The following is a 23,817-nucleotide window of genomic DNA, read 5'->3' as shown; positions in this document are numbered from 1 at the left end:
GCGCTTCGCGCCTGATCGTCATCCCGGCGAACGCCGGGACCACAGGCGACCCGCGCTTCACCGCACGAGGCCCCGGTCGTCGCCGGGGCAACGTCCGGCCTAGGCCTGCCGCCCGTTCACCAGGTCGTCGTAATCCTTGGCCAGCTGCTGCTGCAGCGCGCCGACCTCGAAGCTCCACGGGCCCGCCGACTGGACGAAGGTCACCTCGGCCGCCGAGCCGGTCAGGAAGAAGCTCTGGAAGCTTTCCAGTTCCTCGGGCCAGATCGCGCGTTCCTGGACCTCGATCCCGCGCTTCTTCGCCAGTTCAATCACCGTCCGGCGGGTGATGCCGTCGAGGAAGCAGTCGGGGGTCGGCGTGTGGATGACATTGTCGCGGATGAAGAAGGCATTGGCCCCGGTCGCCTCGGCCACCTGGCCGCGCCAGTCGAACATCAGCGCGTCGTCGAACCCGCGATTGTCGGCATGTGCCTTGCTCATGCTCGCGATCATGTAAAGGCCCGAGGCCTTCGATTGCGTCGGCGCGGTATAGGGCGCGGGCCGGCGCCACGGCGCGATGTCGAGGCGAATGCCCCTGGCGGCCTTTTCGGGCGGGAAATATTTCCCCCAGTGCCAGCAGGCGATGGCGAGGTGCGGCTTGGTCCCGTGGGGATTGACCCCCATGCTCTCCGACCCGCGCCAGGCGAGCGGGCGCATATAGGCGTCCTTGAGACCGCTGGCGGCCAGCACTTCCTCGCAGGCCGCATCGATCTCCGCGACGCTCCATGGCAGCTCGAAGCCGATCAGCTCGGCCGAACGGCGCAGGCGCGTGCTGTGCTCGGTCAGCTTGAAAATCTTGCCGCCATAAGCGCGCTGACCCTCGAACACGCTCGAGGCATAATGGAGCGCATGGGTCAGGACGTGGACGTTCGCCTCGCGCCACGGCACCAGCTTGCCGTCGAACCAGATGAATCCATCGCGATCGTCGAAGCTCACGTCATTCCCCTTGGACAATGTCGCTTGGCGCTTAGGAGCCGCGCGTCTCTGCCGCAAGTTCGGCCGACCGCCGGGTAGCCGCCGCCAGCGTCCGGTCGACGAGACCGGGCAGCTCGGCGTCCAGCACCCTGAGCCCCGCCTCGGTTGTCCCGTTGGGACTGGTCACCTTGCGGGCAAGCTCGGCCATCGGCTCGCCCGAACTCGCCGCCAGCCAGGCCGAGCCAAGCACCGCCTCGCGCGCCGCGGTCAGCGCGAGGCCGGGCTCGAGCCCCCGCCCCTCGCCCGCCTTGGCGAAGGCCTCGATGAAGCGCGCGACATAGGCCGGGGTCGAGCCCGAGACGAAGCCGATCGCGCCGAACTCCTCCTCGGATGCGCACCAGGGCGCGAAGCCCAGCATCGAGAACCACGGCTGCAGTTCGGCCTGGAGCGCCTTGTCCTCATGCGCCGGCGTATAAAGCGGCAGCACCCCGCGCCGCACCGCGACCGGCAGGTTGGGCATCACCCGCACGATCGCACGCGCGCCCGGCAGCAACCGTGTCAGCGTTGCGACATCGGCCCCGGCGAGCATCGAGACCACCACCGTCTGCGGGGTCACCCAGCGTGCGACCTCGGGCGCGAGCGCCTGCAATTGCTGCGGCTTGAAGCCGAGGATCAGCCGGTCGGGGGCGCGGTCGAGCTCGCCCAGCCGCTGGACGGTGCGGATGCCGGGCACCGGCCGTCCGCTCGGTCGGACCGCGGTGAAGCTCGAATTCGGCTCGCCGGCCAGCAGCCAGCCGGCGACCATCGCCTGCCCCATGTTCCCGCAGCCGACGAAGAGATTGTGCTTGGACATTCACTGACTTCCGTTCGCCCTGAGCGACGTCGAAGGGCGGTTGCGCAAACGTGCTTCGACGTCGCTCAGCACGAACGATGTGAGGGGCCTCAGGCCTCGCCCGCGGTCTCGATCAGCGCGGCGGTGATCGCTTCGCTCGGGCTCTTGCCGCCCCACAGGACGAACTGGAACACGGGATAGAAACGCTCGCACTCCTCGAGCGCGGCCTCGCTCAACTGCTCGGCCTGCTCGAAGCTCAAGCCGTCCTCGCCGCCGTCGATCAGCGCGGCATAGCGAAAGACGATCAGCCCGCTGTTCGACCAAAGTTCGAAATGGCCGAGCCACAGCTGCTCGTTCACGAGGCCCAGGGTCTCGTAAATAGCGGCGCGCTTGTCGTCGCCGACCTTTATGTCGGGGAAGGCCAAGAACTGGAGCACCTGGTCGTCGGGGCGCCACACCCCGCGCAGCTCATATTGCGCCCAGCTGCCCGGCGCCGATGCGACGATCTCGCCGTCGCCCGAACGCTCGCAGGCCCAGCCGCGGGCTTCGAAATAGGCTTCCAGCACCTCGATGGGCGCGCCGTCGTCGCGCTCCTCGGCCTGGTTTTCCTCGTCGCGGGAAGACAAGCTCACTCCTCGGGCGTCTCGATGCCGGTGGTTCCGGCCGGAGGCGCCTTGACGTCGCCGGCCGCCGCCTTGCGCGCGGGCTTGCCGCCCTTGAGCGCGGCCAGTTCGGCCTTAAGCGTCTCGATTTCCTCGCGGGCGGTGGCGGCCATCGCCTTCACCGCCTCGAACTCGTCACGGCTGACGAAGTCCATCCCCGCGACCCATTCCTTCATCCGCTCGCGCATTCCGTCCTGCGCCTCGCGGGTCATGCCGGCGACAGTCCCCGCCGCGCCGTTCATGATCTTGACGAAATCCTCGAAGAAGCGGTTCTGCGATTGCATCAGTTTCAACCCCCAGTGATCCCCAGCGGCGCACGATCGGCGCCGGGATTGAGCCTGCCCGTCTCGTAATTGAGCGTGGTGGCGAGGCACAGCCATGCCAGATAGGGGAGAAGCAGCAGCGCCGCCACCCTCGAGAGCGGCCAGGCAGCGATAATCAGCGCGGTAACCAGCACGTCCATGCCGAGGATGAGCAGGAACCCGCCGTCGATATAGCCGAGCCCGAAGAAGGTCGGCGACCAGGCCCAGTTGAGCAGTAGCTGCCCGGCGAACAGCCCGAGCGCTAGGCGGCGCTGCGCCGAGGGCGGCCGCGACAGGATCAGCGCGAGGCTAATCCCCATGAACGTGTAGAGGATGGTCCAGACGACCCCGAAGGCCCAGCCCGGCGGCTGGAAGCTCGGCTTTTCGAGCGGGATGTACCAGCCGTTCGAAAAACCGCTGTTCGAAAGATAGCCGATCGCGGAGCCGGCGACGACCAGCACCGGGACGGTGACGAAAGCGAACTTCCACCAGGGTCGCGCAGGGGCGCGGCGGTCGAATTCATCGGCCATGGTGGCCATGGATCAAAACTCCTTCTGGGCGGCAAGCAGGAACTCGACATTGCCCTCCGGACCGGTGATCGGGCTACGCGTCGTGCCCAAAACTCGCCACCCCCGCGAAGCGATCCATTGTTCCGCCGCCGCGACGACCCGGGCATGGACGGCCTCGTCGCGGACCACCCCGCCCTTCCCTACTTCCGCCCGCCCCGCCTCGAACTGCGGCTTGACCAGCAGGAGGGCGTGACCGCCGGGGCGAACGAAGTCGACCGCCTTCTCCAGCACCTTGGACAGAGCGATGAAGCTCGCGTCGCAGACGAGGATGTCGATGGGCTCGGGGATCTGCTCGGGCGTCAGGTGGCGGGCATTGGTCTGTTCGAGGACGATCACGCGCTCGTCCTGCCGCAGCCTCCAGGCGAGCTGGTTGGTCCCGACATCCACCGCATAGACCCTGGCCGCGCCCCGGCTCAGCAGCACGTCGGTGAAGCCCCCGGTCGAGCTGCCGACGTCGAGCCCGGTCATCCCCGCAGGGTCGATCCCGAAATGGTCGAGCCCGCCGACCAGTTTGAGCCCGCCGCGCGACACCCAGGGATGGTCCTTGCCGCGCACCTCGAGCGCGGCATCGGCGGCAAGCGTCTCCCCCGCCTTCAGGACCTTGCGCTCGCCCACAAACACCAGCCCCGCCATGATCAACGCCTGCGCCCGGCTCCGGCTCTCGGCGAGCCCCCGGTCGACGAGGGCCTGGTCGACCCGCTGCCTGGCGCTCATGGCTGGGGGGCGAGACCGTTTTCGCGGCGCCCGTCGGCGATCTCGGCGCGGTGCGTGTCGATATAGGTGCGAAGCTCGGCAAGGCCCTTGCGCTGGGTCGCCCGCTCGGTCTCGCAAGCAGCGCCGGGACTGTCGGGATCGGGATTGGCCGCATCCCACGCGAGGGCGGCGGCGATCCCCGCCATCCAGCGGTCGGGCTCGCCCCCGGCCCAGCCGTTGATCTCAGTCCCGAGCATATCGTTGAGCGCGCCCAGCAGCGCCGGGCCGCCGTCGGCCGGCTGCGCGACACAGGCGACGTTGATCCGACCGCGCAACTGCCCGACGTAGAAGAGGCGGAGCGCGTCATCGCGCTTGCCCGCCCGCCAGGCCTCGGCCGATTGCTGGTAATGCCCGACCCAGGCCGAAGGCGTCGGCGTGGCGGTCGCCGCCGCCAGCGCGGCGACGAGCAGGATCACGCGCTAACGCCCGTCTCGACCCCCACGCTGTTGCGCCGGAGCGCCTTCAGCACGGTGTCGACGATGTGCGGCGCGTTCAGCTTCGCCTCGTCATATTGCTTCGCCGGGCTGTCCTGGTCCTGGAAGGCGTCGGGCAGGCGCATGGTGCGCAGCTTGAGGCCGGCGTCGATCAGCCCCTCGTCGCTGGCCATGGTGAGCACATGCGCGCCGAAGCCGCCGACCGCGGCCTCCTCGACGGTCACGGCGACCTCGTGCGTGGTGAGCAGCTTGCGGATTAGCGCCTCGTCGAGCGGCTTGGCGAAGCGCAGGTCGGCGACGGTGGTCGACAGGCCCATGGCCTCCAGCTGCTCGGCGGCCTTTTCGGCTTCCTCGAGCCGGGTCCCGAGCGAGAGGATGGCGACGGTCTTGCCCTCGCGAACGATCCGGCCCTTGCCGATCTCGAGCTTCTCGGGAACCTCGGGGATCGGCAGTCCGCGCCCGTTGCCGCGGGGATAGCGGACCGCGATCGGCCCGCTGTCATGCTGCGCCATGGTGTGGACCATGTGGGTCAGTTCGACCTCGTCGGCCGCCGCCATCACCACGAAATTGGGAAGCGTGCAGAGATAGGCGAGATCGAACGACCCCGCGTGGGTCGCCCCGTCGGCGCCGACAAGGCCCGCGCGGTCCATCGCGAAGCGGACCGGCAAATTCTGGATCGCGACGTCGTGGACCACCTGGTCGTAGGCGCGCTGGAGGAAGGTCGAATAAATGGCGCAGAAGGGCCGGTAGCCGTCGGCCGCCAGCCCCGCGGCGAAGGTCACCGCATGCTGCTCGGCGATGCCGACGTCGAACATCCGGGTCGGATGCGCCGCGCCGAACAGGTCGAGCCCGGTCCCGCCCGGCATGGCGGCGGTGATGGCGACGATCTTGTCGTCGGCATTGGCCTCGGCGATCAGCGCGTCGGCGAACACCTTCTGATAGGCGGGCGGTCCGCCGCCGGGGCCCTTGTCCTGCTTGCCGGTGACGACGTCGAACTTGACCACGCCGTGATATTTGTCGGCGCTGCTCTCGGCCGGGGCATAGCCCTTCCCCTTCTGCGTCACCGCATGGATCAGCATCGGGCCGTGATCGCTTTCCTTCACATTTTCGAGGATCTCGACCAGGCTCAGCACGTCATGGCCGTCGACCGGCCCGACATAATAGAAGCCCAGTTCCTCGAAGAGCGTGCCCCCGGTCATCATGCCGCGGGCATATTCCTCGATCCGCTCGGCCGCATTGCGCATGGGCTTGGGAAGATGCCCGGCGAGCCGCGCCGCAAGCTTCCTCGGGGAAAGATACTTGTTGCTCGAGACCAGCCGGGCGAGCGCATTGCGCAAGGAGCCGACCGGCGGCGCGATCGACATGTCGTTGTCGTTCAGGATAACGATCAGCCGGCTGCCGGCCTCGGCGGCATTGTTCATCGCCTCGAAGGCCATGCCAGCGGTCGCCGCGCCGTCGCCGATCACCGCGATCGCACGCTGCGGGCGATCGTCGAGCTTGGAGGCGATCGCAAAGCCCAGCGCGGCCGAGATGCTGGTCGAGCTGTGCGCCGCGCCGAACGGATCATACTCGCTCTCGCTGCGCTTGGTGAAACCCGACAGGCCCCCGCCCATGCGCAGGGTGCGGATCCGGTCGCGGCGGCCGGTCACCACCTTGTGCGGATAGCATTGGTGGCCGACGTCCCAGATCAGCTTGTCGGCGGGCGTGTCGAACACATAGTGGATGGCGACCGTCAGCTCGACCACGCCGAGGCCGGCGCCGAGGTGGCCGCCCGTCACCGACACCGCGCTGATCACTTCCTGCCGAAGCTCGTCGCAAAGCTGCGGGAGCTGGCTCTTGTCGAGCCGGCGGATATCGGCCGGAACCTGGATGGTATCGAGGAGCGGGGTCTCGGGACGCTGAGTCATATCCGACCGTTCCTAACCGCTTGTGCACTCCAAGTCGAATAGGTCGATGGGTCGCCTCAGCGGGTTGCGGACGAGGCGGCGGCAAGGACGGCGTCGAGCAGCCCCGGAAAGCGCGCGGCAAGCTCCTCGGTCCGCAGCCGGTTGACCATCCGTACCCCCGCCTTTTCCGAGCGGATCAACCCTGCCGCGCGAAGCACGCCGAAGTGGTTGGACATGGTCGCCTTGGGCATGCCCTCGGGCGCGGCGACGGCGCAGGCCAGCCCGTCGGCCTTGGCCACATCGCAGTCGTGGAGGCGCCGGACGATCGCCAGCCGCCCCGGATCGGACAAGGCGTGAAGCACCGCTTCGAGCGGAACATCGTCCAATCGGGGGTGAAGAAGCCGCGCCATGCCGCTCATATAAGGGGAAAATCTGCAATGATAAGTTTATTTGTTCGGATATCTTGAACTAAGAAACCTTGTCTCCGACCTTTCTCGCCGTGCTCGACGAATTTTCCAGGAGACTGTTCATGACCAAGGTTCTTGGCGGCAAGACCGCCCTCGTCACCGGCGCCTCGCGCGGCATCGGTGCCGCCATCGCCCGCCGCCTCGCCGCCGACGGCGCCCATGTCATCGCCCATTATGGCCGCTCGGCCGCCGAGGCCGATGCGGTGGTCGCCGAGATCACGGCGGCCGGCGGCTCGGCCAAAACGCTGCAGGCCGACCTCGCCACCGTCGCGGGCATCGACAGCCTCGTCACCGCCACCCGCGACCGGCTCGCCGGCAAGCCGCTCGACATCCTCGTCAACAATGCCGGGGTGGCGGAATATACCGGCTTCGCCGAGACCGATGCCGACGTCCTCGACCGCCAGCTCGCGGTCAACGTCCGCGCGCCCTTCCTCATCACCACCGGCCTGCACGACCTGATCCCCGACGGCGGCCGGATCATCTTCACCAGCTCGATCGTCGCCAAGACCTTCTTCCCCGGGATCAGCGCCTATGCGATCACCAAGGGAGCGATCGACACGCTGACCCGGAGCCTCGCCGGCGAGCTTGGTCCGCGCGGGATCCGAGTCAATGCCGTCGCGCCGGGCGCGACCGACACCGACATGGCCGCCTGGATCCATAGCGAGGAAGGCACCGCCACCGTCCATGCCATGCAGGCCCTGAAGCGCCTCGCCCGGCCAGCGGACATCGCCAACAGCGTCGCGTTCCTCGCCGGTCCCGACAGCGATTGGGTCACCGGACAGGTGATCGACACCTCGGGTGGCTCGAAGCTCTGACGCTTGGTTCGTTCGTGCTAAGCGAAGTCGAAGCACGCCCTTCGACTTCGCTCGGGGCGAACGTTCACGCTTGATCCCTAGCGGCAGTCCTCGCAGGTGCCGCGCACCTCGATCACCGGGCGGGTGGGCGCGAAACCGCTCTTGGCGGCCGCCTCGCGCACTTCGTTGGCGATGCTGTCATTGTCGATATGCTTGGCCTGCCCGCAATGGTCGCAGATCAGGAAGATGCAGTCGTGCAGGCAGGCCGGGTGGTTGTTGGCGACATAGGCGTTGGCGCTCTCGACCCGGCGGGCAAGGTTGCTGCCGACGAACAGGTCGAGGATCCGGTAGACGCTGTTGGCCGCAACCCGTCGCCCCTGCGACTTGGAAACCGCCTCGGCGATGTCATAGGCGCTCGCCGGGCGATCGAAGCCGGCAAGCGCGTCGAACACCGCCTCGCGCATCCCGGTCCACTGCTCGCCGCGGGTCGTCAGCCGGTCGCGCGCCGCCGCCTTGAGATCCGCGCCGCCATGCTGGTGATGATCGTGTCTCGCCATGGTATATCAATATGCCCCCGCGCCTGCCTTGCCGCAAGTGAACCGGGCCTCGTTTTCCGGCGTTCGGACGCGATGGACGCCACCCCTTCCCCCCTTTCGCCCGACGCGCCGCTTCGCCGCGACAGCCACGAGGGCGAAGGCGCGACCCGCGGCACCGCGCGGATGGAGGCTTTCGCCGACGGCGTCTTCGCCATCGCCTTCACCCTGCCCGTCTTCAACATCGTGATGCCGACGCTGGGCGGTCGCGGCAGCGATCTCGGCAGCGACCTCCTCGCCGGCTGGCCGCACCATCTCGGCTATCTCATCGCCAGCCTGATCATCGCGCTTTACTGGGTGCACCACCATTTCTCGGGCGCGATCTACCGAACCACCGGTCACTCTTTCCTGCTCGCGACCGCGCTGTTCCTGACCATGATCGGCTACATCGCCTTTCCGGTCCGCGCCTTCGCCGAGAGCATCCCCCACCCAGGCGCCCTTCCGGACGCCGCGCGCTTTCTCAGCGTCGCGCTCGCGCTGACCTCGCTGTCGTGGCTCACCAAGTGGAGCGTCGGGCGCCATTTCGGTCATGTCGACGATCGCCTCGACCCCGCCTATGTCGATCGCCTGACCCGGACCTACCGGCGGATGTCGGCCTGGAACGTCGCCGCGGCCCTCATCGCCTGGGTCGACTGGCGGATCGGCCTGGCCATGTCGGCGGCGGGACTGCTGGCGAAACTGAAGCCTCCCGAGACCCCGCGCTACTGCACCGAGGCCCCGGTCATCGAGGGCGAGGCCTAGCGGCGGCCGAAGGGGTGCGCGGTGCCGCGGCGGTTGAGGTCGTGGCCGAGCGCGAGGATCATCACCCCGACGATCGTCGCCACCGCTTCGGTCCCGTCATGCGGCAGGGTCAGCGCCCCGCCCATCACGCCCAGGCCCATGCCGCCCACTGCGCTCGGCATCATGAACCCATGCTCGAGGATGCCGCGGCCGAGCGCGAAGGCGCCGAGCGCCATGGCGAAGCTCAGCCCGACCTCGTGGATCCAGTGATTGCCGAGCAGGCTCCCGAACGCCGACATCGTCGCCACCAGCACCGTCGTCGCGACGCAGTGCACGAGGCAGACGCCCGACAGGCCGATCGCCAGCCGGTCCCAGGCATGGGTGGAGGAGTGGGTGCGAGTCATAAGCGGTGGTCGCAATGTAATAGTGCAACATCGGCGAAGTTACAACATCCCCTGGGACATTTGGTCCGCTTGCCGGACCTTTTTGCGGAGGCCATATGGCGGCCATGTCCGCCCCCGCGCTCGTCCCTCCGACCGCCCGCCCGCGCGCCGTCAGTAACTGGCTGCTGACCCTGTGCGCCCTCATCTTCGTGATGGTGGTGGTCGGCGGCATCACCCGCCTCACCGAAAGCGGGCTCAGCATCACCGAGTGGAAGCCGATCACCGGCGCCATTCCGCCGCTCACCCAGGCCCAGTGGCAGCACCAGTTCGAGCTCTACCAGCGGATCCCCGAATATCAGCAACTCAACCGCGGCATGACGCTGGACGAGTTCAAGAACATTTTCTTCTGGGAGTGGGCGCACCGCCAGCTGGGCCGGGTCATCGGCCTCGTCGCCCTCCTCCCCCTCGTCTGGTTCGCCGCGAAGAAGGCAATCCCGCGCGGCTACGGCTGGCGCACGGGCATCATCTTCCTCCTCGTCTGCGTGCAGGGCGCGATCGGCTGGTGGATGGTCGCGAGCGGGCTGACCGAGCGAACCGACGTCAGCCATGTCCGCCTCGCGGTGCACCTGCTGACCGCCCTGGTGATCCTCTCCTTCACGCTGTGGACCGCGCTTGACCTGCGCAGCGAGGGCGCCGTCCCGCGCAAAGTCCCGACCTTGGGGCTGTGGGCCTTCGCCGCCCTGTTCGTGCAATTGCTGTTCGGCGCCTACGTCGCGGGGCTCGACGCCGGCTATGCCTTCGACACCTGGCCGCTGATGGGCGACGAGCTCTATCCCGCCGCCGCCCCCTGGCTCGAGCCCTTCGTCCGCAACTTCGTCGACAATCCGGTCACCGTGCAGTTCGTGCACCGCTGGTGGGCCTGGGTCGTCCTCGTCTTCGCGGTCGTCCTCGCCCGCAAGGTGCGTCCCTCGAGTCGGCGCCACTCGATCGCGCTTCATTCGGCGATCGGCGCCCAGATCCTGCTCGGCATCTGGACGCTGCTGTCGGGCGTGAAGCTCCACGTCGCGGTCGCGCACCAGGCCACGGCGGTGCTGGTGGTGGCGAGCTTCGTCGCCGCCATCCACCGGCTGGCTGTTCCGGGCCGGGTCACCGAGCGGGCCGCCCCGCTGGTCCCGAGCACCGCCGAGGGACTCTAGCCCCCGTCCCCGGAGGTCGCCGCCGGCTGGCTCTTGCGGGGCAGAGGCCGATGGGTCAGGAAAACGCCATGGCCGACTTCCAGACCCCGAACCTTCCCAGCCGCGACTTCGACCGCACGGTCGCCTTCATGACCCCGCTTGGGTTCGAGCCGGGCTATCGGTCCGACGGCTGGATGATCATGACCCGCGGTTCGCTCCAGGTCGAATATTTCGCCTATCCCGACCTTCCGGCCGAGCATGGCTATGGCTGCTGCCTGCGGCTCGACGACCTCGATTCCTTCTACGAGACCTGCTTTGCCGCCGGCGTGCCCGTGTGCACTACCGGAACCCCGCGGCTCCATCCCGCGATCGAGGAAAGCTGGGGTCGCCGGGCGGCGTTGATCGACCCCGACGGCGTCCTCTTCCACCTCATCCAGAACTGACAGGGTATTATTTTACCCGCCCGAAAAGCTGCGGTTTTGCTTGACTTTCCGGGCCCGAATCGCGATTAGCCCGGCCACGCGCTGCCCTTTTCGGGGCGGCGTTTCCTGTTTTCATACGAGGTTTTCAGCCATGAAGGCGCTGATGAAGACCACCAAGTCGGCCAAGCCGGCGGAGGTCGAGAAGAAGTGGCATCTCATTGATGCCGAGGGCCTGGTCGTCGGCCGTGTCGCCACGATCATCGCCAACATCCTGCGCGGCAAGCACAAGCCGAGCTTCACCCCGCACGTCGATTGCGGCGACCATGTCGTCGTCATCAACGCCGACAAGGTCCGCTTCACTGGCCGCAAGGCGCAGCAGAAGATCTACTACAAGCACACCGGTTATGCCGGCGGCCTGAAGGAAACGACCGCGGCCAAGGTGCTCGACGGCCGCTTCCCCGAGCGCGTCCTCGAGAAGGCCGTCGAGCGGATGATCCCGCGCGGGCCGCTGGGCCGCGACCAGATGCGCGCCCTTCACCTCTACAACGGCACCGAGCACCCGCACGCGGGTCAGGACCCGCAGGTCCTCGACGTCGGCGCCATGAACCGCAAGAACAAGGTGGGCGCATAACATGGCCGACAAGAAGTCCCTCGCCGATCTCGGTGCCCTGACCAGCCAGCCGGCCCCGGCTCCGGAAGCCGTCGCTGCGCCGGCCGAGACCGCCGCCGACGATGCCGCCCCGGCGACCGAAGCCGCCTCGGACGAGCCGGCCCCGTTCGTTCCGGCCGTCTCCGACGCCCCGCTGCGTGAGCAGCAGCTCGACAAGTTCGGCCGCGCCTATGCGACCGGCCGCCGCAAGGACGCCGTTGCGCGCGTCTGGCTCAAGCCGGGCTCGGGCAAGATCGTGGTCAACGGCCGCGACCAGGAAGTCTATTTCGCCCGTCCGACGCTGCGCCTGGTGATCAACCAGCCGTTCGGCATCACCGACCGCGTCGGCCAGTATGACATCATCGCCACCGTCAAGGGCGGCGGTCTGTCGGGCCAGGCCGGTGCGGTGCTGCACGGCATCGCCCAGGCCCTGTCGCGCTACGAGCCGGTGCTCCGCACCACCGTCAAGCGCGCCGGCTTCCTGACCCGCGATCCGCGAGTCGTCGAGCGCAAGAAGTACGGCAAGGCCAAGGCCCGCCGCAGCTTCCAGTTCTCGAAGCGCTAAACCTTCTCACCATCCAGCCGAATGGGGCGTCCCGAGCGATCGGGGCGCCCTTTTCTTGTGGGCGTAAGTTTCGTTCCGGAACTGACAGCCGCGCGCCGCGTCTGTCAGCTTTGGGACTTTCTGGAGCGACGATGCCGACTGCCTTCACGCGGGGCCTGAGCCCGACCTTCGCCGCCTGCGAGCTCACCCACCTCGACCGCAAGCCGATCGACCTGGCGCGCGCCGAGCGCCAGCACCGCGCCTATGAAGCCGCGCTTGCCGACGCCGGCCTCGAGGTGGTCCGCCTTCCCGACCTTCCCGGCCATGCCGACAGCGTGTTCGTCGAGGACACCGCGATCCTGCTCGGCGAGCATGCGATCATCACCCGCCCGGGCGCGCAGTCGCGGCGGGACGAGACCGACAGCACCGCCGAGAGCCTTTCCGACCGCTTCATCGTCCACCGCCTGACCCGCGGCAAGCTTGACGGGGGCGACGTGCTGCGGATCGGCAAGCGCCTCTACGTCGGCCAGTCGAGCCGCAGCGACTGCGCGGGCATCGTCAATCTCGCCGGGCTCGCCGGACGCCTCGGCTATGAAGTGGTCGAGGTGCCGCACGAGCGCTGCCTCCACCTCAAGACCGGCGCGACCCATGTCGGCCACGACAGCGCCGGGCGCGACGTGGTGCTGATCAATCCCGACTGGATCGATCCCAACGCCTTCGAGGACGTGTTCCTGCTGCCCAGCCACCCGCTCGAATCCTTCGGCGCCAACGCGCTCCGGGCCGGCGACCGCCTGCTCCACGCCGCCGCCTATCCCTATACCGCCGAGCGGCTGCGGGCCCTCGGTTTCGACGTCGAGGACGTCGACATCGGCGAACTCGAGAAGGCCGAAGCCGGCCTCACCTGCATGAGCCTCATCGCGGACTGAGGGGAAAGTAGAAAGCTGGGCCCCTCTTCTGCCTAGTCAGCCTTTGCCTTGGCCCAGCGCTCCTGCAGCGCGGCATAATCCTCGCTGCGCATCTCGGGCAGCCCCTCGGTATTCACCCACGCCCGGTGCATGCTCTCAACGCCGAAATGCGACTTGGGCACGAAGCCCGAGGGATCGTCGAAGGCCGCGACCGTAAGGTCCATCTTGTCGGTCCCTTCGGCATAGCGAAACCCGAGTGTCGTCCCGCATTGCGCGCAGAAGGGCCGCTCGGCGATGGCTGAGCTGCGATACCAGTCGGGCTCCTGCGTCCAGGTCACGGCGTCCTGGCGCACCCCGACCATCGCCAGGCTGACATTGCCGCTCGCCCGCTGGCACATCCGGCAGTGGCAGAGATAGGCATGGTGATCGTCCGGCAGGTCCACGCTGAACCGCTTCGCCCCGCACGCACAGCCGCCGGTCATCTGGGTCATCGGATCTTCCTCACAGCAGCCGGCACGAGCGCCAGCAGATTGCCGACCAACGCGAGGCCCATGTCCTTCTGGGCATCGAAAATATCGCCTTGCTGCCCATTGTAGGCTTCGACCGCATCGGGCGCCATCGTCAGCGCCAGCCCCCATTCGAAGATTTCATAGACCGCGCTAGTCGCCTGGATGGCAAGGAAGGCGAAGAGCATCGCCACAGCCCGGCTCAGCCCAAGATAGCGCTCCACCACCTCGACGAGCGGGACGGTCAAAAGCAGGCCGAACAGGAAATGCACGAGGCGATCGAAGTGATTGCGCCCACCCTCTGCCAGACCGACCCATTCGCGATAGGGCACGAAACTGTACGACCAGTGTGCGGCCAGCAGGTGCAGCCCGATAAAAAGTGCAATGGCCCCGACGGACAAGGTCGACAGCGGTCTCCGAGCCAGCGCCCACCAGAAAAGGGGGAGCGCCAGCGCCACCGGACCGACCTGAAGCCAGGTGTTGTCGGGATAGATTGCGTTCCATCCGCTCAGCGGAATGCCAAGTGCGATGAGCGCCAGGATGGCGCGCTGCGCCCCCGGCAGCGCGTGCCTGTCTGCTTTCAGAACTTCCCCCTCTTTATTGGCTTTACCCCTTCTGCAGGTGCTTGCGCCCCAGCAGTTCGGCGATCTGCACCGCGTTCAGCGCGGCGCCCTTGCGGAGGTTGTCGCTGACCACCCACAGGTTGAGGCCGTTCTCGACCGTCGGATCCTCGCGCACGCGGGACACGAAGGTCGCATAATCGCCCACCGCCTCGACCGGGGTGACGTAGCCGCCGGCTTCGCGCTTATCGACCAGCATGACGCCGGGCGACTCGCGCAGGATGTCCTGCGCTTCCTTGGCGCTGATCTCGCGCTCGAACTCGACGTTGACACTTTCCGAATGGCCGACGAACACCGGCACCCGGACGCAGGTCGCGGTGACCTTGATCCGCGAATCGAGGATCTTCTTGGTCTCGACCACCATCTTCCACTCTTCCTTGGTCGAGCCGTCGTCGAGGAAGCTGTCGATGTGCGGGATGACGTTGAAGGCGATCTGCTTGGGGAAGAATTCGGGTTCGCTGGGATCGCCGACGAAGATGTTGCGCGACTGGCTGAACAGTTCGTCCATGCCCTTCTTCCCCGCGCCCGAGACCGACTGGTAGGTCGAGACCACCACCCGCTTGATTCCCGCCGCATCGTGCAGCGGCTTCAAGGCCACCACCATCTGCGCCGTCGAACAATTGGGATTGGCGATGATGTTCTTCGCCTTGTAGCCGGCCAGCGCCTCGGGGTTCACCTCGGGCACGATCAGCGGCACGTCCGGGTCCATCCGGTAGAGCGAGCTGTTGTCGATCACGGTGCAGCCTGCCGCGGCCGCGCGCGGGACATGCAGCTTCGAGCCTTCCGAGCCGATCGCGAACAGCGCCATGTCCCAGCCGGAAAAGTCGAAATGCTCGAGGTTCGAGACCTTGAGCTCGCGCCCTGAGTCCCCGAAGTCGATGATGTCGCCCTGGCTGCGCGCCGAGGCCACCGCCGCCACCTCGTCGAGCGGGAATTGCCGCTCGGCCAGGATGTTCAGCATTTCGCGCCCGACATTGCCCGTCGCGCCGACCACGACGACCCGATAACCCATGCTTGTTCTCCTTAGCCGCGCCTCTATCGTCGCCGGGCCCATGTGGCGAGGGGGAATGGATGCGCAAGGCGTGGCTGCTGGCTTTGATCGTGCTCGGGCTGCTGGCGGGCATGGCCGCGACCCGCTGGCTGACCGCCCCGCCCCCCTTGCGCACCGCCAACGCCGCCGGTGAATTCGACGCCGTCCGCGCCAAGGCGCGGCTCGCGCGGGTGCTCGGGGACCAGTCCCCCCACCCCGCCGACAGCGCCGCCAGCGATCGTGTCCGCAACGCCCTCGTCGCCGAGCTTCGCGCCATGGGCCTCTCCCCGCGCGTCGACGACCGCTTCGCCTGCAACAACCTCCACAAGCAGCCGGGCGTCGCCTGCGCCCGCGTCCGCAACATCGTCGTCACGCTCGGCGAGATGCCCAATGCCCCCCACCTCCTCGTCAATTCGCATTACGACAGCGTCCCTGTCGGGCCGGGCGCGAGCGATGCGGGCATGGGCGTCGCGGCGATGCTCGAGACCGCTTACCTGCTGAAGGACCGCAAGCTCTCCCGTTCCGTGACCTTGCTGTTCAACGAGGGCGAGGAGCTGGGCCTGGCCGGCGCCCGCGCCTTCCTCGACGGCGATCCGCTCAAAGACCGCGTCGACGCGCTGGTCAACCTCGAGGCGCGGGGCACGACCGGGCCGGTCAACATGTTCGAGACCAATGTCCCCAATGCCCAGGCGATCGACTGGTTCTCGCGCGCCGCGCCGCACCCGGTCGCGAGCAGCCTCGCGGTCAGCGCCTACCGGCTCATCCCCAATTACACCGACGTCAACAGCTTCGCCGAGGACCGGCGGTGGGTGACGCTGAACTTCGCGCCGATCGGCAACGAGACGCGCTACCACAGCCCGGGCGACAATCTCGCGGGCCAGGATCCCGCCACGCTCCAGCACATGGGCGACCAGTTGCTGGCGCTGGCGGGCAGCATCCAGCCGGGTGCCTATCCCGCCGAGACGCGCGGCGAGCGCCTGTTCATGACCGTGCCGCCGCTGGGCCTCCTCGTCCTGCCGATGTCGGCGGGGATCGCGGCCGCCATCGGGCTCGGCCTGCTGTTCGTCGCCCGGGTCCACCGCCGCCGCGCCTGGCCGGCGGTCGTGCTGATCCTTGGCACCATCATCGCTGCCACCGCCGCCGTCTATGCCGCGCTGGCCGTCGTTGGGTCCTTGCGCGAGGGCCAGTTCTGGCGCGCCCATCCGGTGCTGACCGAGGGGGCCATCTACGCCACCGTGATCGCGGTCGGCCTGGCGGCGCTCCGCCTCGCCCGCCGGCTCGAGGTCCGCAAGTGGCGCGTCGCCTTCTGGCTGGTCTATCTCTTGCTCGGCGCCGCGCTCAGCACGGTCGCGAGCGGCGCGCTCATCTATTTCCTCCTTGCTCCCGCGGTCTTCGCCCTTGCCCTCCTCGCCGGGTTCCGCTCCGAGCGGGCCGAGACATGGCTGTCCCTCCTCGCGGCACTCGTCCTGTATCTCAGCCTCGGCAGCATGGTCGGGCTCCTGCAGGACCTGGTGAACGGCGGGCCGCTGGCGATCTTCGGGCTGTTCGGAGGCCTGCTCATCCTCCCCTGGCTGATCGAGGCGAAACCGCTGCTCGACGACCTGCCGCGACGCGCCTTCCTCGTCGGCGCCGCCGCCCTCGTCCTCCTCGCCTGGCTGCCGCCCGCGCTCGCCCCGGCCTACAGCGCCGACCGCCAGCAGCAGTGGACGCTCCAATATGTGCGCGAAGAGGGAAAGCCGCCGGCCTGGTCGATCGTCAATGATCGCAAGCCCTTGCCGACCGATCTTCAGAGAATAGCGCAATGGCGGCAGGGCCAGCTTCCGCTCGGCAAACGCCTCCGCTGGATCGCCCGCGCGCCCGCCCAGCTTGGCTTTGCCGACCCCCGCCTCGACCCGGTCGGCGACATCGCGCTTGGGTCAGGCCGTTCGCTGTTGTTCTGGCTGGCCACCGGCGGTGCCGACACGGTCAGCCTGACGATCGAGCGGCAGGGCGCGCTGCTGGCGGGCGGGTTCAATGGCCGCACCGTGGCGCTGAAACCCGAGGCCAGGGTTCCCTACACCGTCACCTGCACGGGCCGCAGCTGCGACGGCGCGGTGGTCCGGCTCGATCTCGTCAAGGCGCCCGTCACGGTCCAGCTCACCGCCACCCACTGGCGCCTGCCTCCCGTCGCCGCGCCGCTGGCCGCCGCCCGCCCCGCCTTCGCCCGGCCGCAATATCTCCCCGACGCGACGATCCTCGTCAGCCGCGTCAGGCTCTGACCCAACGAAAAAGGGCCCGACCTTGCGGTCGAGCCCCTGTTCATCTGCGAATGCTCGCGAGGCTCAGGCCTCGGTCGAACCCTCGGCGGCCGGAGCGGTGCTGCCCTTGGCCGGACGGGGATCGCGGCGCTCGGCGATACGCGCCGACTTGCCGGTGCGGCCCCGCAGGTAATAAAGCTTGGCGCGGCGCACGACACCGCGGCGGACCACGTGGATCTCTTCGATCGACGGCGAATAAAGCGGGAAGACGCGCTCGACACCTTCGCCGAAGCTGATCTTGCGGACGGTGAAGTTGGAGCCGATGCCCTTGTTCGAGCGGGCGATGCAGACGCCCTCGTAGTTCTGGACGCGGGTGCGCTCGCCTTCGACGACGCGGACGCCGACGCGCAGCGTGTCGCCCGGACGGAAGTCGGGGATGGCGCGCTTGGCGGTGAGCTCGTCGATCTGCTCGCGCTCGAGGGTCTGAATCAGGTTCACTTCGTCTTACCTTCGTCTCGTTGCCGCGCACCAGAGGGCGACGCCTGCGAGACGTCCCCATGACGCTCGTACAGGTCCGGCCGCCGTAGCCGTGTATCATCGATCGCGCGCGACTTGCGCCATGCAGCGATCTTCGCATGATCCCCCGATCGCAGCACTTCGGGGATCGTGCGCCCTTCCCATGTCACTGGTCGGGTATAATGCGGATGTTCGAGCAGCCCCGTTTCGAAGCTCTCGTCCACACCGCTATCGGGGGCGCCCATTACGCCGGGAAGCAGCCGAACGCAAGCATCGAGCAACACCATCGCGCCGAGCTCGCCCCCCGACAGGATATAGTCGCCGATGCTGACCGGCTCCACGGGCCGTGCCTCGAAGATCCGCTCGTCGAAGCCCTCGAACCGGCCGCACAGGATAATCGCCCCCTCGCCCGCCACCAGGTCGCGCACCCGGGCCTGAGTCAGCGGCGCGCCCCGCGGGCTCATCGCGAGCATCGGCCGTCCGTCCGCCACGCTGTCGATCGCGGCGGCGAGCACGTCGCAGCGCAGCACCATCCCCGCGCCCCCGCCCGCCGGCGTGTCGTCGACCGTCCGGTGCTTGTCGATCGCGAAATCGCGGATGTTGGTCGTGTCGAGCCGCCACTTCCCCTCGTCGAGCGCGCGGCCGGCGAGGCTCGCCCCCAGCGGCCCGGGAAACATGTCGGGGTAGAGGGTGAGGACGCTCGCGCGGAAGGTCATCGGCCCGCCCGCCGGAACCAGGCCCCGAACAGCCCGCCTACCAGCGCGATCAGCGCCATGCCCGCCGCCACCGCCGCGGTGGTCGCCGCCGCGAGGTCGTTGAAATTTTCCACCCTCGGCGAGGCGACCCACAGCCATCCCGCATAGCCGCCGACGAGAAAGAGGAGGAGGAGCGGCAACGCGACCGCCGCCGCGAACAGGCCCCGGCCCGGCCGCGCGGCCCGCCACGCCCCCGCGCCGAACCCCGCCGCGAACACCGCCAGATAGATGAGCCATCGCATGGATGCGCGCTTTAGCAGCATGGCGGGAACCGCCAAGCCGCGCCGCTCATTGCGCCCGCGTCATGTCCACCCAAGCCCCCCTCGACTGCCTGATCATCGGCGGCGGTCCCGCCGGCCTCACCGCGGCCATCTACCTCGCCCGCTTCCACCTCGACATCCTGGTGGTCGACGAGGGCAAGAGCCGCGCTGGCTGGATCCCGTGCAGCCACAACCATGCCGGCTATCCCGACGGGATCAACGGCAAGGAACTCCTCGAACTGATGCGCACCCAGGCGCAGAAATATGGGGCGAAGATCGAGACCGGCCGGGTCCATCGCCTCGACCGCGACGAGGACGGCCTGTTCACCGCAGACCTGGGCTCGGGCGCCCGCCCCGCCCGCTCGGTCCTGCTCGCCACCGGCCTCACCAACCGCCGCCCGCCGATCGACCCCGAACTCCACGACGAGCTAATGGCCCGCGGCCAGATCCGCTACTGTCCGATCTGCGACGGCTATGAAGTGACCGACAAGCGCGTCGGGATCATCGGCTCAGGCAAGGGCGGGGTCGGCGAAGCCCTGTTCCTGCGCAGCTATACCGCCGACGTCACCCTGATCGCGCCCGAGGCCGCCTGCGACCTCTCGGCCGAGGACCGCGAGAAGCTCGACGAAGCCGGGGTTCGCCTCGTCGGCGGCCCCGCCGAGGCGATCGGCACCACCGGCGCCTGCATCACCATCGACACCGCCGAGGGGCTGCTGACCTTCGACAGCATCTATCCGGCGCTGGGCAGCGACACGCATACCCAATTGGCCGAGATGCTCGGCGCGAAGCTCAACCCCGAGGACGGCTGCCTCGTCTGCGACGCGAAGATGCGCACCACGATTGCGGGCCTCTACGCCGCGGGCGACGTGGTCCACGGCCTCGACCAGATCAGCCACGCCATGGGCGAAGGCGGGCAAGCCGCCACCACCATCCGCAACGATCTCGCCGCCAAGGCCCCGATGCTGCGCGAGCCGGTCGTAGCGGAGAAGTGACGCCGCCGCTCTCCCCGGGAAGAGCGCGCGATCCCTAGAACACTGCCCCGATCATCAGCACCGGATTGTCCGCCGGCGACAGCTGCAGCTTGCCGCCGCTCTCGTGGATCAGCGCATGGGCGAGCCAGGCGCCGGCCGCGCGGGGTTCGACGGTGCCGCCGGCGCCGCGTTCGAGGGTGGCGCGCAGATTGGGATCGAGGAGCAGGCGCGGTCCTTCCGCCCGGATGACGATCTCGGTCCCCTCGGCGCCCCTTTCCGCCCCGATGTCGAGCTGCCCGCCGCGGACCAAGGCGTCGCCCGCGACAAGCGCGAGGTTGAGCAGCACCTTGATCGCGTCCTTGGGCAGCTTCTCGGCACTGACCATCCAGCCGAGCGTGATCTTCTTCTCGCCGCCGAACAGCCCCTCGAGCGCGGCCTTGGCCTCCCGCGTGTCGATCTCCTCGCCGAACCCGCCCCCGGCGCCAAAGGCCAGCCGGAAGAACTTGAGTTTCGCGGCGCTCGCCCGGGCGCTTTCGGCAAGCAGCTCGAGGCAGCGCTCGCGCATCTCGGGGTCCTGCTCATCGGCCATCAGCTCGATGCCGTTGTTGAGCGCGCCGACGGGCGACAGGAGGTCGTGGCAAAGCCGCGAACAAAGCAGACTGGCGAGTTCGATCGCGTTCATTGGAGACGACGTGGCCGATAGGGTCGCAAGGTGCAAGTCGCCTGACGCAAATCCGTGTTTGCAAAGTAGGATTATAGATGATGCAAGCTGCCGGATGCGCGACTTGTCCCATTTTCCCGCCCGCCTTGAAAAGCGCGTGCCCCCACCCCATCTCGTCCGGCCATGACCGGGGGGTCCGACATCATCGACATCGCTCTTGCCCCCGCCCATGCCGGCTGGCGGCTCGACCGCGCGCTTGCCGACGCCGTGCCGACCATGTCGCGCGAGCGGCTGAAGAGCCTGGTCAAGGCCGGCGCGCTCGAGCGTTCGGGAAGCCCGGTGCGCGATCCCGCGCTCAAGGTCGCGGGCTCGGAGACCTTCACCCTGACCGTGCCGCAGGCCGCCCCGGCCGAGGCGCAAGCGCAGGACATTCCGCTCGGCATCATATTCGAGGACGACCATCTCCTCGTGGTCGACAAGCCCGCGGGGCTGGTGGTCCATCCGGCCGCGGGCAATCTCGACGGGACGCTGGTCAATGCGCTGCTCCATCATTGCGCCGGACGGCTGAGCGGGATCGGCGGGGTTGCCCGGCCGGGCATCGTCCACCGGATCGACAAGGACACGAGCGGGCTATTGGTGGTCGCCAAGACCGACGTCGCCCACGAGGGGCTGGCCAGGCAGTTCGCCGCCCACTCGATCGACCGCCGCTATCTCGCGGTCGTGAACGGCATTCCCATGGCGCCCGAGGGCCGGGTCGAGGCGTCGCTCGCCCGCTCGGCCCACGATCGCAAGAAGATCGCGATCGTGGCCGAAGGCCGGGGCAAGCGCGCCGTCACCCACTGGACGCGTCGCTCCGTCGGACGCGACTCGGCGCTCGTCGAATGCCGGCTGGAGACCGGCCGCACCCATCAGGTAAGGGTGCACATGGCGAGCCTCGGCCACAGCCTGGTCGGCGATCCCGTGTACGGCCGGAACAACAAGACCGTCGCAGCGGTCTGCAAGGAGCTGAATTTCAAGCGCCAGGCCCTTCATGCGGCGACCCTGGGCTTCACTCATCCCGTGACGAAGCACCGTTTGTCGTTTGAAAGCCCTGTCCCAAAGGACATGCAGGAACTGTTCAAGGCACTTGGTGTATAGGAATACTCATGGCAGGGCAGTCATTGGCGTGCTCTGCCAGAAGAAGGACGCGACACTTTCATGGCACAGGCGAAGGCAATTTCCATTCCTGCAAGCTCCGGCGAAGCCGGGCTGAACCGCTACCTGAGCGAGATCAAGAAATTCCCGATCCTCGCCCCGGAAGAGGAATATATGCTCGCCAAGCGCTGGCGTGAGCATGGCGACACCGATGCGGCCGCGCGTCTGGTGAACAGCCACCTGCGCCTCGTCGCCAAGATCGCCATGGGCTATCGCGGCTACGGCCTGCCCGTCAGCGAGCTCATCTCGGAGGGCAATATCGGCCTCATGCAGGGCGTGAAGAAGTTCGAGCCCGACCGGGGCTTCCGCCTCGCGACTTACGCCATGTGGTGGATCCGCGCCTCGATCCAGGAATTCATCCTGCGCTCGTGGAGCCTGGTGAAGATCGGCACCACCGCCGCCCAGAAGAAATTGTTCTTCAACCTGCGGCGAATGAAGAACCAGATCGACGCCTTCGAGGATGGCGATCTGAAGCCCGAGGACGTGACCAAGATCGCGACCGATCTCGGCGTGACCGAGGACGAGGTCGTCTCGATGAACCGCCGCATGGCGATGGGCGGCGATACCTCGCTCAACGCGCCCTTGAAGGGTGACGAGGGCGCCGAGAGCCAGTGGCAGGATTTCCTACTCGACAATGGTCCGCTCCAGGACGAGCTGGTCGCCGACGAGGAGGAGAAGCAGGTCCGCCACACGCTGCTGACCAATGCGATGCAGTCGCTCAACGAGCGCGAGAAGCATATCCTGGTCGAGCGCCGGCTGGTCGACGAGCCCAAGACCCTCGAGGAACTGAGCCAGGTCTATGGCGTCAGCCGAGAGCGGATCCGCCAGATCGAGGTGCGCGCCTTCGAGAAGCTGCAGGCCGCGCTGATGAAGTCGGCGACCGAGCAGCGCCTCCTGCCAGCCGCCTGACGAGGCTCGCGACGACGACCGCTGCCGCGCCGGCCCGGAGCAGGACCGGCAGGGGCTTCGGCTTGACTGGAGCGACCACCGCCGGCGGCGGAGCCACGGCGCGGACGGGCTCGGGCACAGGTGCGGGCGCGGGCGGCGTGTCCGGCTCGGCGCTCGCCTGGCGCTCGACCTCGCGGTTGAGCTCGGCCCCGAAGATGAGCACCATGCTCGACAGGTAGAGCCAAGTCAGCAGCACAATCGGTGCCGACAGCGAGCCGTAGGTCGCGCCGTAATTGGCGAAATTTCTGACATAGAAGCCGAAGCCCAGCGTCAGGACCAGCCAGACCGCGGCGAAGAAGACCGAGCCCGGGGTCAGCCACACCCACCGCGCCTTCGCCCGGCTCGGCCCGAACCGGTAGAGCGTCGCCGCCGCCGCCGCCGCGATCCCGCCGAGCAGCGCATAGCCCGCCAGCGCAACGGCGAAGCGCCCGACCGGTCCGGCATCTGGCAGCAGCCCCTCGAGCGCGGCGAGCAGCGCGGTCACCGCCGCCACGATCCCGGCCATCACCACCGCCCCCGCGGTCATCGCCAGCGCCAGCAGGGTCGTCTGCACGAACCCCCGCGTCTCTTCTTCCTCGTAGGCGATGTTGAGTGCGGTCACGATCCCGCCGGCCGCGCTCCGGGCGCCCCAGAAGGCGAGCAGGATCGCGAGGAAGAGACCGATCCCCTTCTTGCCGCCCGAGGTCTCGACCACCTGCGTCAGCTGGTCGCCGATCAGCCTGGCCGCCTCGCCCGGAAGCACGCTCGTCAGCCCCGCCGCCTGCCGCGCCACCGTCTCGGGCGAGACGAACAGCCCGTAGGTCAGCACCGTCGCCCCGAGCAGGGGGACCAGCGCGAGGAAGAAATAGAAAGCGACTCCGGCGGCGACGATCCCGACATTGTCCTTCTGCACCGCGCGCCAGCTCCGCCGCGCGATCGCGAGCCAGCCCGGGGCGGGAATGTCGGAAGGCTTGTCGGCGGCGGTGCCGGGAGACGCGGTGCTGGCCATGCCGCGCCCAACCGACGCGCGGGCGCGCCCGTTCCCCTTGCCAAGAGCGCGCGACAGGCAGACCCTCCCCTTCCCCATGGCGCAAGAGGC

The 23,817-nt window shown here is 68.3% G+C and carries 30 protein-coding genes; 11 read left to right on the top strand and 19 right to left on the bottom strand.

The features are described 5' to 3' along the window. Nucleotides 1-99: 99 nt before the first annotated feature. From BS69_RS0112415 to BS69_RS0112375, 9 genes are all read right to left on the bottom strand, one after another. On the bottom strand, nt 100-972 hold the full coding sequence (locus BS69_RS0112415; protein ID WP_037504865.1) for a branched-chain amino acid aminotransferase: 873 nt from the start codon (nt 970-972) through the stop codon (nt 100-102). A 31-nt stretch (nt 973-1,003) separates the two neighbouring features. Continuing rightward, nucleotides 1,004-1,804, bottom strand: coding sequence for a pyrroline-5-carboxylate reductase family protein (locus BS69_RS0112410; protein ID WP_029942274.1), 801 nt, complete (start codon nt 1,802-1,804; stop codon nt 1,004-1,006). Nucleotides 1,805-1,893: 89 nt separating this feature from the next. Further along, a complete protein-coding gene (locus BS69_RS0112405) occupies nt 1,894-2,409 on the bottom strand; it encodes a type III secretion system chaperone family protein (RefSeq protein ID WP_029942273.1) in 516 nt (171 codons plus the stop codon). Nucleotides 2,410-2,411: 2 nt separating this feature from the next. Then, nucleotides 2,412-2,729: an accessory factor UbiK family protein gene (locus BS69_RS0112400; protein ID WP_029942272.1), complete on the bottom strand. Its 318-nt coding sequence runs from the start codon at nt 2,727-2,729 to the stop codon at nt 2,412-2,414. Nucleotides 2,730-2,734: 5 nt separating this feature from the next. After that, a complete protein-coding gene (locus tag BS69_RS0112395) occupies nt 2,735-3,277 on the bottom strand; it encodes a TspO/MBR family protein (protein WP_051676840.1) in 543 nt (180 codons plus the stop codon). Between the two features lie 12 nt (nt 3,278-3,289). Next, entirely contained in the window at nt 3,290-4,030 is a 741-nt protein-coding gene (locus BS69_RS0112390; RefSeq protein ID WP_029942270.1) for a TlyA family RNA methyltransferase, read from the bottom strand. Next, the gene (locus tag BS69_RS0112385) at nt 4,027-4,485 is read right to left on the bottom strand and encodes a hypothetical protein (protein ID WP_029942269.1); all 459 of its coding nucleotides are present in this window, start codon (nt 4,483-4,485) and stop codon (nt 4,027-4,029) included. The genes BS69_RS0112390 and BS69_RS0112385 overlap by 4 nt, the downstream gene beginning before the upstream one ends. Next, nucleotides 4,482-6,410 carry a 1-deoxy-D-xylulose-5-phosphate synthase gene (gene dxs, locus BS69_RS0112380; RefSeq protein ID WP_029942268.1) on the bottom strand — a complete coding sequence of 643 codons (1,929 nt, stop codon included), beginning with the start codon at nt 6,408-6,410 and terminating at the stop codon, nt 4,482-4,484. Before dxs ends, BS69_RS0112385 begins: the two co-directional genes overlap by 4 nt. 56 nt (nt 6,411-6,466) lie before the next feature. Beyond that, nucleotides 6,467-6,799 (bottom strand): ArsR/SmtB family transcription factor, encoded by a 333-nt coding sequence (locus BS69_RS0112375; protein ID WP_029942267.1) that lies wholly within the window; start codon nt 6,797-6,799, stop codon nt 6,467-6,469. 119 nt (nt 6,800-6,918) lie between these two features. Between BS69_RS0112375 and BS69_RS0112370 the strand changes: the two genes are divergently transcribed. Next, the gene (locus BS69_RS0112370; RefSeq protein ID WP_029942266.1) at nt 6,919-7,671 is read left to right on the top strand and encodes an SDR family NAD(P)-dependent oxidoreductase; all 753 of its coding nucleotides are present in this window, start codon (nt 6,919-6,921) and stop codon (nt 7,669-7,671) included. Between the two features lie 77 nt (nt 7,672-7,748). Here BS69_RS0112370 and BS69_RS0112365 read toward each other — a convergent pair whose 3' ends face one another. Continuing rightward, complete coding sequence (locus BS69_RS0112365) at nt 7,749-8,207, bottom strand: Fur family transcriptional regulator (RefSeq protein ID WP_029942265.1); 459 nt, start codon at nt 8,205-8,207, stop codon at nt 7,749-7,751. A gap of 72 nt (nt 8,208-8,279) precedes the next feature. Between BS69_RS0112365 and BS69_RS14065 the strand changes: the two genes are divergently transcribed. Then, on the top strand, nt 8,280-8,984 hold the full coding sequence (locus tag BS69_RS14065; RefSeq protein ID WP_029942264.1) for a TMEM175 family protein: 705 nt from the start codon (nt 8,280-8,282) through the stop codon (nt 8,982-8,984). On the opposite strand, the gene BS69_RS0112355 is transcribed toward BS69_RS14065, so the two are convergent. Further along, nucleotides 8,981-9,367 (bottom strand): MerC domain-containing protein, encoded by a 387-nt coding sequence (locus BS69_RS0112355; RefSeq protein ID WP_029942263.1) that lies wholly within the window; start codon nt 9,365-9,367, stop codon nt 8,981-8,983. The two genes, BS69_RS14065 and BS69_RS0112355, sit on opposite strands and share 4 nt — an antisense overlap. A gap of 104 nt (nt 9,368-9,471) precedes the next feature. Here BS69_RS0112355 and BS69_RS0112350 point away from each other — a divergent pair, with 104 nt between their 5' ends. The 5 genes from BS69_RS0112350 (at nt 9,472) to BS69_RS0112330 (ending at nt 13,062) form a co-directional block, all read left to right on the top strand. Beyond that, nucleotides 9,472-10,542 (top strand): COX15/CtaA family protein, encoded by a 1,071-nt coding sequence (locus BS69_RS0112350; RefSeq protein WP_051676839.1) that lies wholly within the window; start codon nt 9,472-9,474, stop codon nt 10,540-10,542. A gap of 68 nt (nt 10,543-10,610) precedes the next feature. Beyond that, complete coding sequence (locus tag BS69_RS0112345) at nt 10,611-10,964, top strand: bleomycin resistance protein (RefSeq protein ID WP_029942261.1); 354 nt, start codon at nt 10,611-10,613, stop codon at nt 10,962-10,964. A gap of 130 nt (nt 10,965-11,094) precedes the next feature. Continuing rightward, complete coding sequence (rplM, locus tag BS69_RS0112340; RefSeq protein ID WP_037504863.1) at nt 11,095-11,574, top strand: 50S ribosomal protein L13; 480 nt, start codon at nt 11,095-11,097, stop codon at nt 11,572-11,574. A gap of 1 nt (nt 11,575) precedes the next feature. Then, entirely contained in the window at nt 11,576-12,157 is a 582-nt protein-coding gene (rpsI, locus tag BS69_RS13375; RefSeq protein WP_037504859.1) for a 30S ribosomal protein S9, read from the top strand. Nucleotides 12,158-12,288: 131 nt separating this feature from the next. Next, nucleotides 12,289-13,062 (top strand): dimethylarginine dimethylaminohydrolase family protein, encoded by a 774-nt coding sequence (locus BS69_RS0112330; protein WP_029942258.1) that lies wholly within the window; start codon nt 12,289-12,291, stop codon nt 13,060-13,062. A 32-nt stretch (nt 13,063-13,094) separates the two neighbouring features. Here the strand turns inward: BS69_RS0112330 and BS69_RS0112325 are convergent, their stop codons facing one another. From BS69_RS0112325 to BS69_RS0112315, 3 genes are all read right to left on the bottom strand, one after another. After that, nucleotides 13,095-13,532, bottom strand: coding sequence for a GFA family protein (locus BS69_RS0112325; RefSeq protein ID WP_029942257.1), 438 nt, complete (start codon nt 13,530-13,532; stop codon nt 13,095-13,097). After that, complete coding sequence (locus tag BS69_RS14060) at nt 13,529-14,086, bottom strand: DUF2238 domain-containing protein (protein ID WP_483852538.1); 558 nt, start codon at nt 14,084-14,086, stop codon at nt 13,529-13,531. Before BS69_RS14060 ends, BS69_RS0112325 begins: the two co-directional genes overlap by 4 nt. 67 nt (nt 14,087-14,153) lie before the next feature. Then, complete coding sequence (locus tag BS69_RS0112315) at nt 14,154-15,179, bottom strand: aspartate-semialdehyde dehydrogenase (protein WP_029942255.1); 1,026 nt, start codon at nt 15,177-15,179, stop codon at nt 14,154-14,156. Nucleotides 15,180-15,238: 59 nt separating this feature from the next. On the opposite strand from BS69_RS0112315, the gene BS69_RS0112310 reads away from it, so the two are divergent. Beyond that, on the top strand, nt 15,239-17,455 hold the full coding sequence (locus BS69_RS0112310) for a M20/M25/M40 family metallo-hydrolase (RefSeq protein ID WP_029942254.1): 2,217 nt from the start codon (nt 15,239-15,241) through the stop codon (nt 17,453-17,455). Between the two features lie 63 nt (nt 17,456-17,518). On the opposite strand, the gene rplS is transcribed toward BS69_RS0112310, so the two are convergent. The 3 genes from rplS to BS69_RS0112295 are packed head-to-tail and all read right to left on the bottom strand — an operon-like array spanning nt 17,519 to nt 18,947. Beyond that, the gene (gene rplS / locus BS69_RS0112305) at nt 17,519-17,932 is read right to left on the bottom strand and encodes a 50S ribosomal protein L19 (protein WP_029942253.1); all 414 of its coding nucleotides are present in this window, start codon (nt 17,930-17,932) and stop codon (nt 17,519-17,521) included. Then, nucleotides 17,929-18,666: a tRNA (guanosine(37)-N1)-methyltransferase TrmD gene (trmD, locus tag BS69_RS0112300; protein ID WP_029942252.1), complete on the bottom strand. Its 738-nt coding sequence runs from the start codon at nt 18,664-18,666 to the stop codon at nt 17,929-17,931. The genes rplS and trmD overlap by 4 nt, the downstream gene beginning before the upstream one ends. Further along, the gene (locus tag BS69_RS0112295) at nt 18,663-18,947 is read right to left on the bottom strand and encodes a hypothetical protein (RefSeq protein WP_029942251.1); all 285 of its coding nucleotides are present in this window, start codon (nt 18,945-18,947) and stop codon (nt 18,663-18,665) included. Before BS69_RS0112295 ends, trmD begins: the two co-directional genes overlap by 4 nt. Before the next feature lie 62 nt (nt 18,948-19,009). Between BS69_RS0112295 and BS69_RS0112290 the strand changes: the two genes are divergently transcribed. Continuing rightward, a complete protein-coding gene (locus BS69_RS0112290; RefSeq protein WP_029942250.1) occupies nt 19,010-19,957 on the top strand; it encodes an NAD(P)/FAD-dependent oxidoreductase in 948 nt (315 codons plus the stop codon). Between the two features lie 34 nt (nt 19,958-19,991). On the opposite strand, the gene BS69_RS0112285 is transcribed toward BS69_RS0112290, so the two are convergent. Beyond that, entirely contained in the window at nt 19,992-20,618 is a 627-nt protein-coding gene (locus BS69_RS0112285; protein ID WP_029942249.1) for a histidine phosphotransferase family protein, read from the bottom strand. Nucleotides 20,619-20,780: 162 nt separating this feature from the next. Here BS69_RS0112285 and BS69_RS0112280 point away from each other — a divergent pair, with 162 nt between their 5' ends. Further along, complete coding sequence (locus BS69_RS0112280) at nt 20,781-21,734, top strand: RluA family pseudouridine synthase (protein WP_029942248.1); 954 nt, start codon at nt 20,781-20,783, stop codon at nt 21,732-21,734. A gap of 60 nt (nt 21,735-21,794) precedes the next feature. Then, nucleotides 21,795-22,700, top strand: coding sequence for an RNA polymerase sigma factor RpoH (rpoH, locus tag BS69_RS0112275; RefSeq protein WP_029942247.1), 906 nt, complete (start codon nt 21,795-21,797; stop codon nt 22,698-22,700). Here the strand turns inward: rpoH and BS69_RS0112270 are convergent. Continuing rightward, nucleotides 22,597-23,727, bottom strand: a complete 1,131-nt coding sequence (locus BS69_RS0112270; protein ID WP_051676807.1) for a YihY/virulence factor BrkB family protein — start codon at nt 23,725-23,727, stop codon at nt 22,597-22,599. The genes rpoH and BS69_RS0112270 overlap by 104 nt on opposite strands. Between the last annotated feature and the right edge of the window lie 90 nt (nt 23,728-23,817).

This window comes from Sphingomonas astaxanthinifaciens DSM 22298 (assembly GCF_000711715.1).
Classification (GTDB): Bacteria; Pseudomonadota; Alphaproteobacteria; order Sphingomonadales; family Sphingomonadaceae; genus Sphingomicrobium; species Sphingomicrobium astaxanthinifaciens_A.
Note: the sequence above shows the minus strand (reverse complement) of the source record. Positions and strands in the feature narration are given on the sequence as shown.

Coding starts and splice junctions, on each gene's coding strand:
- BS69_RS0112350 (WP_051676839.1), top strand. CDS start 9,472: ATGTCCGCCCCCGCGCTCGTCCCTCCGACCGCCCGCCCGCGCGCCGTC.
- BS69_RS0112270 (WP_051676807.1), bottom strand. CDS start 23,727: ATGGCCAGCACCGCGTCTCCCGGCACCGCCGCCGACAAGCCTTCCGAC.
- BS69_RS0112375 (WP_029942267.1), bottom strand. CDS start 6,799: ATGGCGCGGCTTCTTCACCCCCGATTGGACGATGTTCCGCTCGAAGCG.
- BS69_RS0112395 (WP_051676840.1), bottom strand. CDS start 3,277: ATGGCCGATGAATTCGACCGCCGCGCCCCTGCGCGACCCTGGTGGAAG.
- BS69_RS0112355 (WP_029942263.1), bottom strand. CDS start 9,367: ATGACTCGCACCCACTCCTCCACCCATGCCTGGGACCGGCTGGCGATC.
- BS69_RS0112365 (WP_029942265.1), bottom strand. CDS start 8,207: ATGGCGAGACACGATCATCACCAGCATGGCGGCGCGGATCTCAAGGCG.
- BS69_RS0112330 (WP_029942258.1), top strand. CDS start 12,289: ATGCCGACTGCCTTCACGCGGGGCCTGAGCCCGACCTTCGCCGCCTGC.
- BS69_RS0112345 (WP_029942261.1), top strand. CDS start 10,611: ATGGCCGACTTCCAGACCCCGAACCTTCCCAGCCGCGACTTCGACCGC.
- BS69_RS0112285 (WP_029942249.1), bottom strand. CDS start 20,618: ATGAACGCGATCGAACTCGCCAGTCTGCTTTGTTCGCGGCTTTGCCAC.
- BS69_RS0112400 (WP_029942272.1), bottom strand. CDS start 2,729: ATGCAATCGCAGAACCGCTTCTTCGAGGATTTCGTCAAGATCATGAAC.
- BS69_RS0112315 (WP_029942255.1), bottom strand. CDS start 15,179: ATGGGTTATCGGGTCGTCGTGGTCGGCGCGACGGGCAATGTCGGGCGC.
- BS69_RS0112310 (WP_029942254.1), top strand. CDS start 15,239: ATGCGCAAGGCGTGGCTGCTGGCTTTGATCGTGCTCGGGCTGCTGGCG.
- BS69_RS0112290 (WP_029942250.1), top strand. CDS start 19,010: ATGTCCACCCAAGCCCCCCTCGACTGCCTGATCATCGGCGGCGGTCCC.
- rpsI (WP_037504859.1), top strand. CDS start 11,576: ATGGCCGACAAGAAGTCCCTCGCCGATCTCGGTGCCCTGACCAGCCAG.
- rplM (WP_037504863.1), top strand. CDS start 11,095: ATGAAGGCGCTGATGAAGACCACCAAGTCGGCCAAGCCGGCGGAGGTC.
- trmD (WP_029942252.1), bottom strand. CDS start 18,666: ATGACCTTCCGCGCGAGCGTCCTCACCCTCTACCCCGACATGTTTCCC.
- BS69_RS14065 (WP_029942264.1), top strand. CDS start 8,280: ATGGACGCCACCCCTTCCCCCCTTTCGCCCGACGCGCCGCTTCGCCGC.
- dxs (WP_029942268.1), bottom strand. CDS start 6,410: ATGACTCAGCGTCCCGAGACCCCGCTCCTCGATACCATCCAGGTTCCG.
- BS69_RS0112410 (WP_029942274.1), bottom strand. CDS start 1,804: ATGTCCAAGCACAATCTCTTCGTCGGCTGCGGGAACATGGGGCAGGCG.
- BS69_RS0112295 (WP_029942251.1), bottom strand. CDS start 18,947: ATGCGATGGCTCATCTATCTGGCGGTGTTCGCGGCGGGGTTCGGCGCG.
- BS69_RS0112370 (WP_029942266.1), top strand. CDS start 6,919: ATGACCAAGGTTCTTGGCGGCAAGACCGCCCTCGTCACCGGCGCCTCG.
- BS69_RS0112390 (WP_029942270.1), bottom strand. CDS start 4,030: ATGAGCGCCAGGCAGCGGGTCGACCAGGCCCTCGTCGACCGGGGGCTC.
- BS69_RS0112325 (WP_029942257.1), bottom strand. CDS start 13,532: ATGACCCAGATGACCGGCGGCTGTGCGTGCGGGGCGAAGCGGTTCAGC.
- BS69_RS0112280 (WP_029942248.1), top strand. CDS start 20,781: ATGACCGGGGGGTCCGACATCATCGACATCGCTCTTGCCCCCGCCCAT.
- rpoH (WP_029942247.1), top strand. CDS start 21,795: ATGGCACAGGCGAAGGCAATTTCCATTCCTGCAAGCTCCGGCGAAGCC.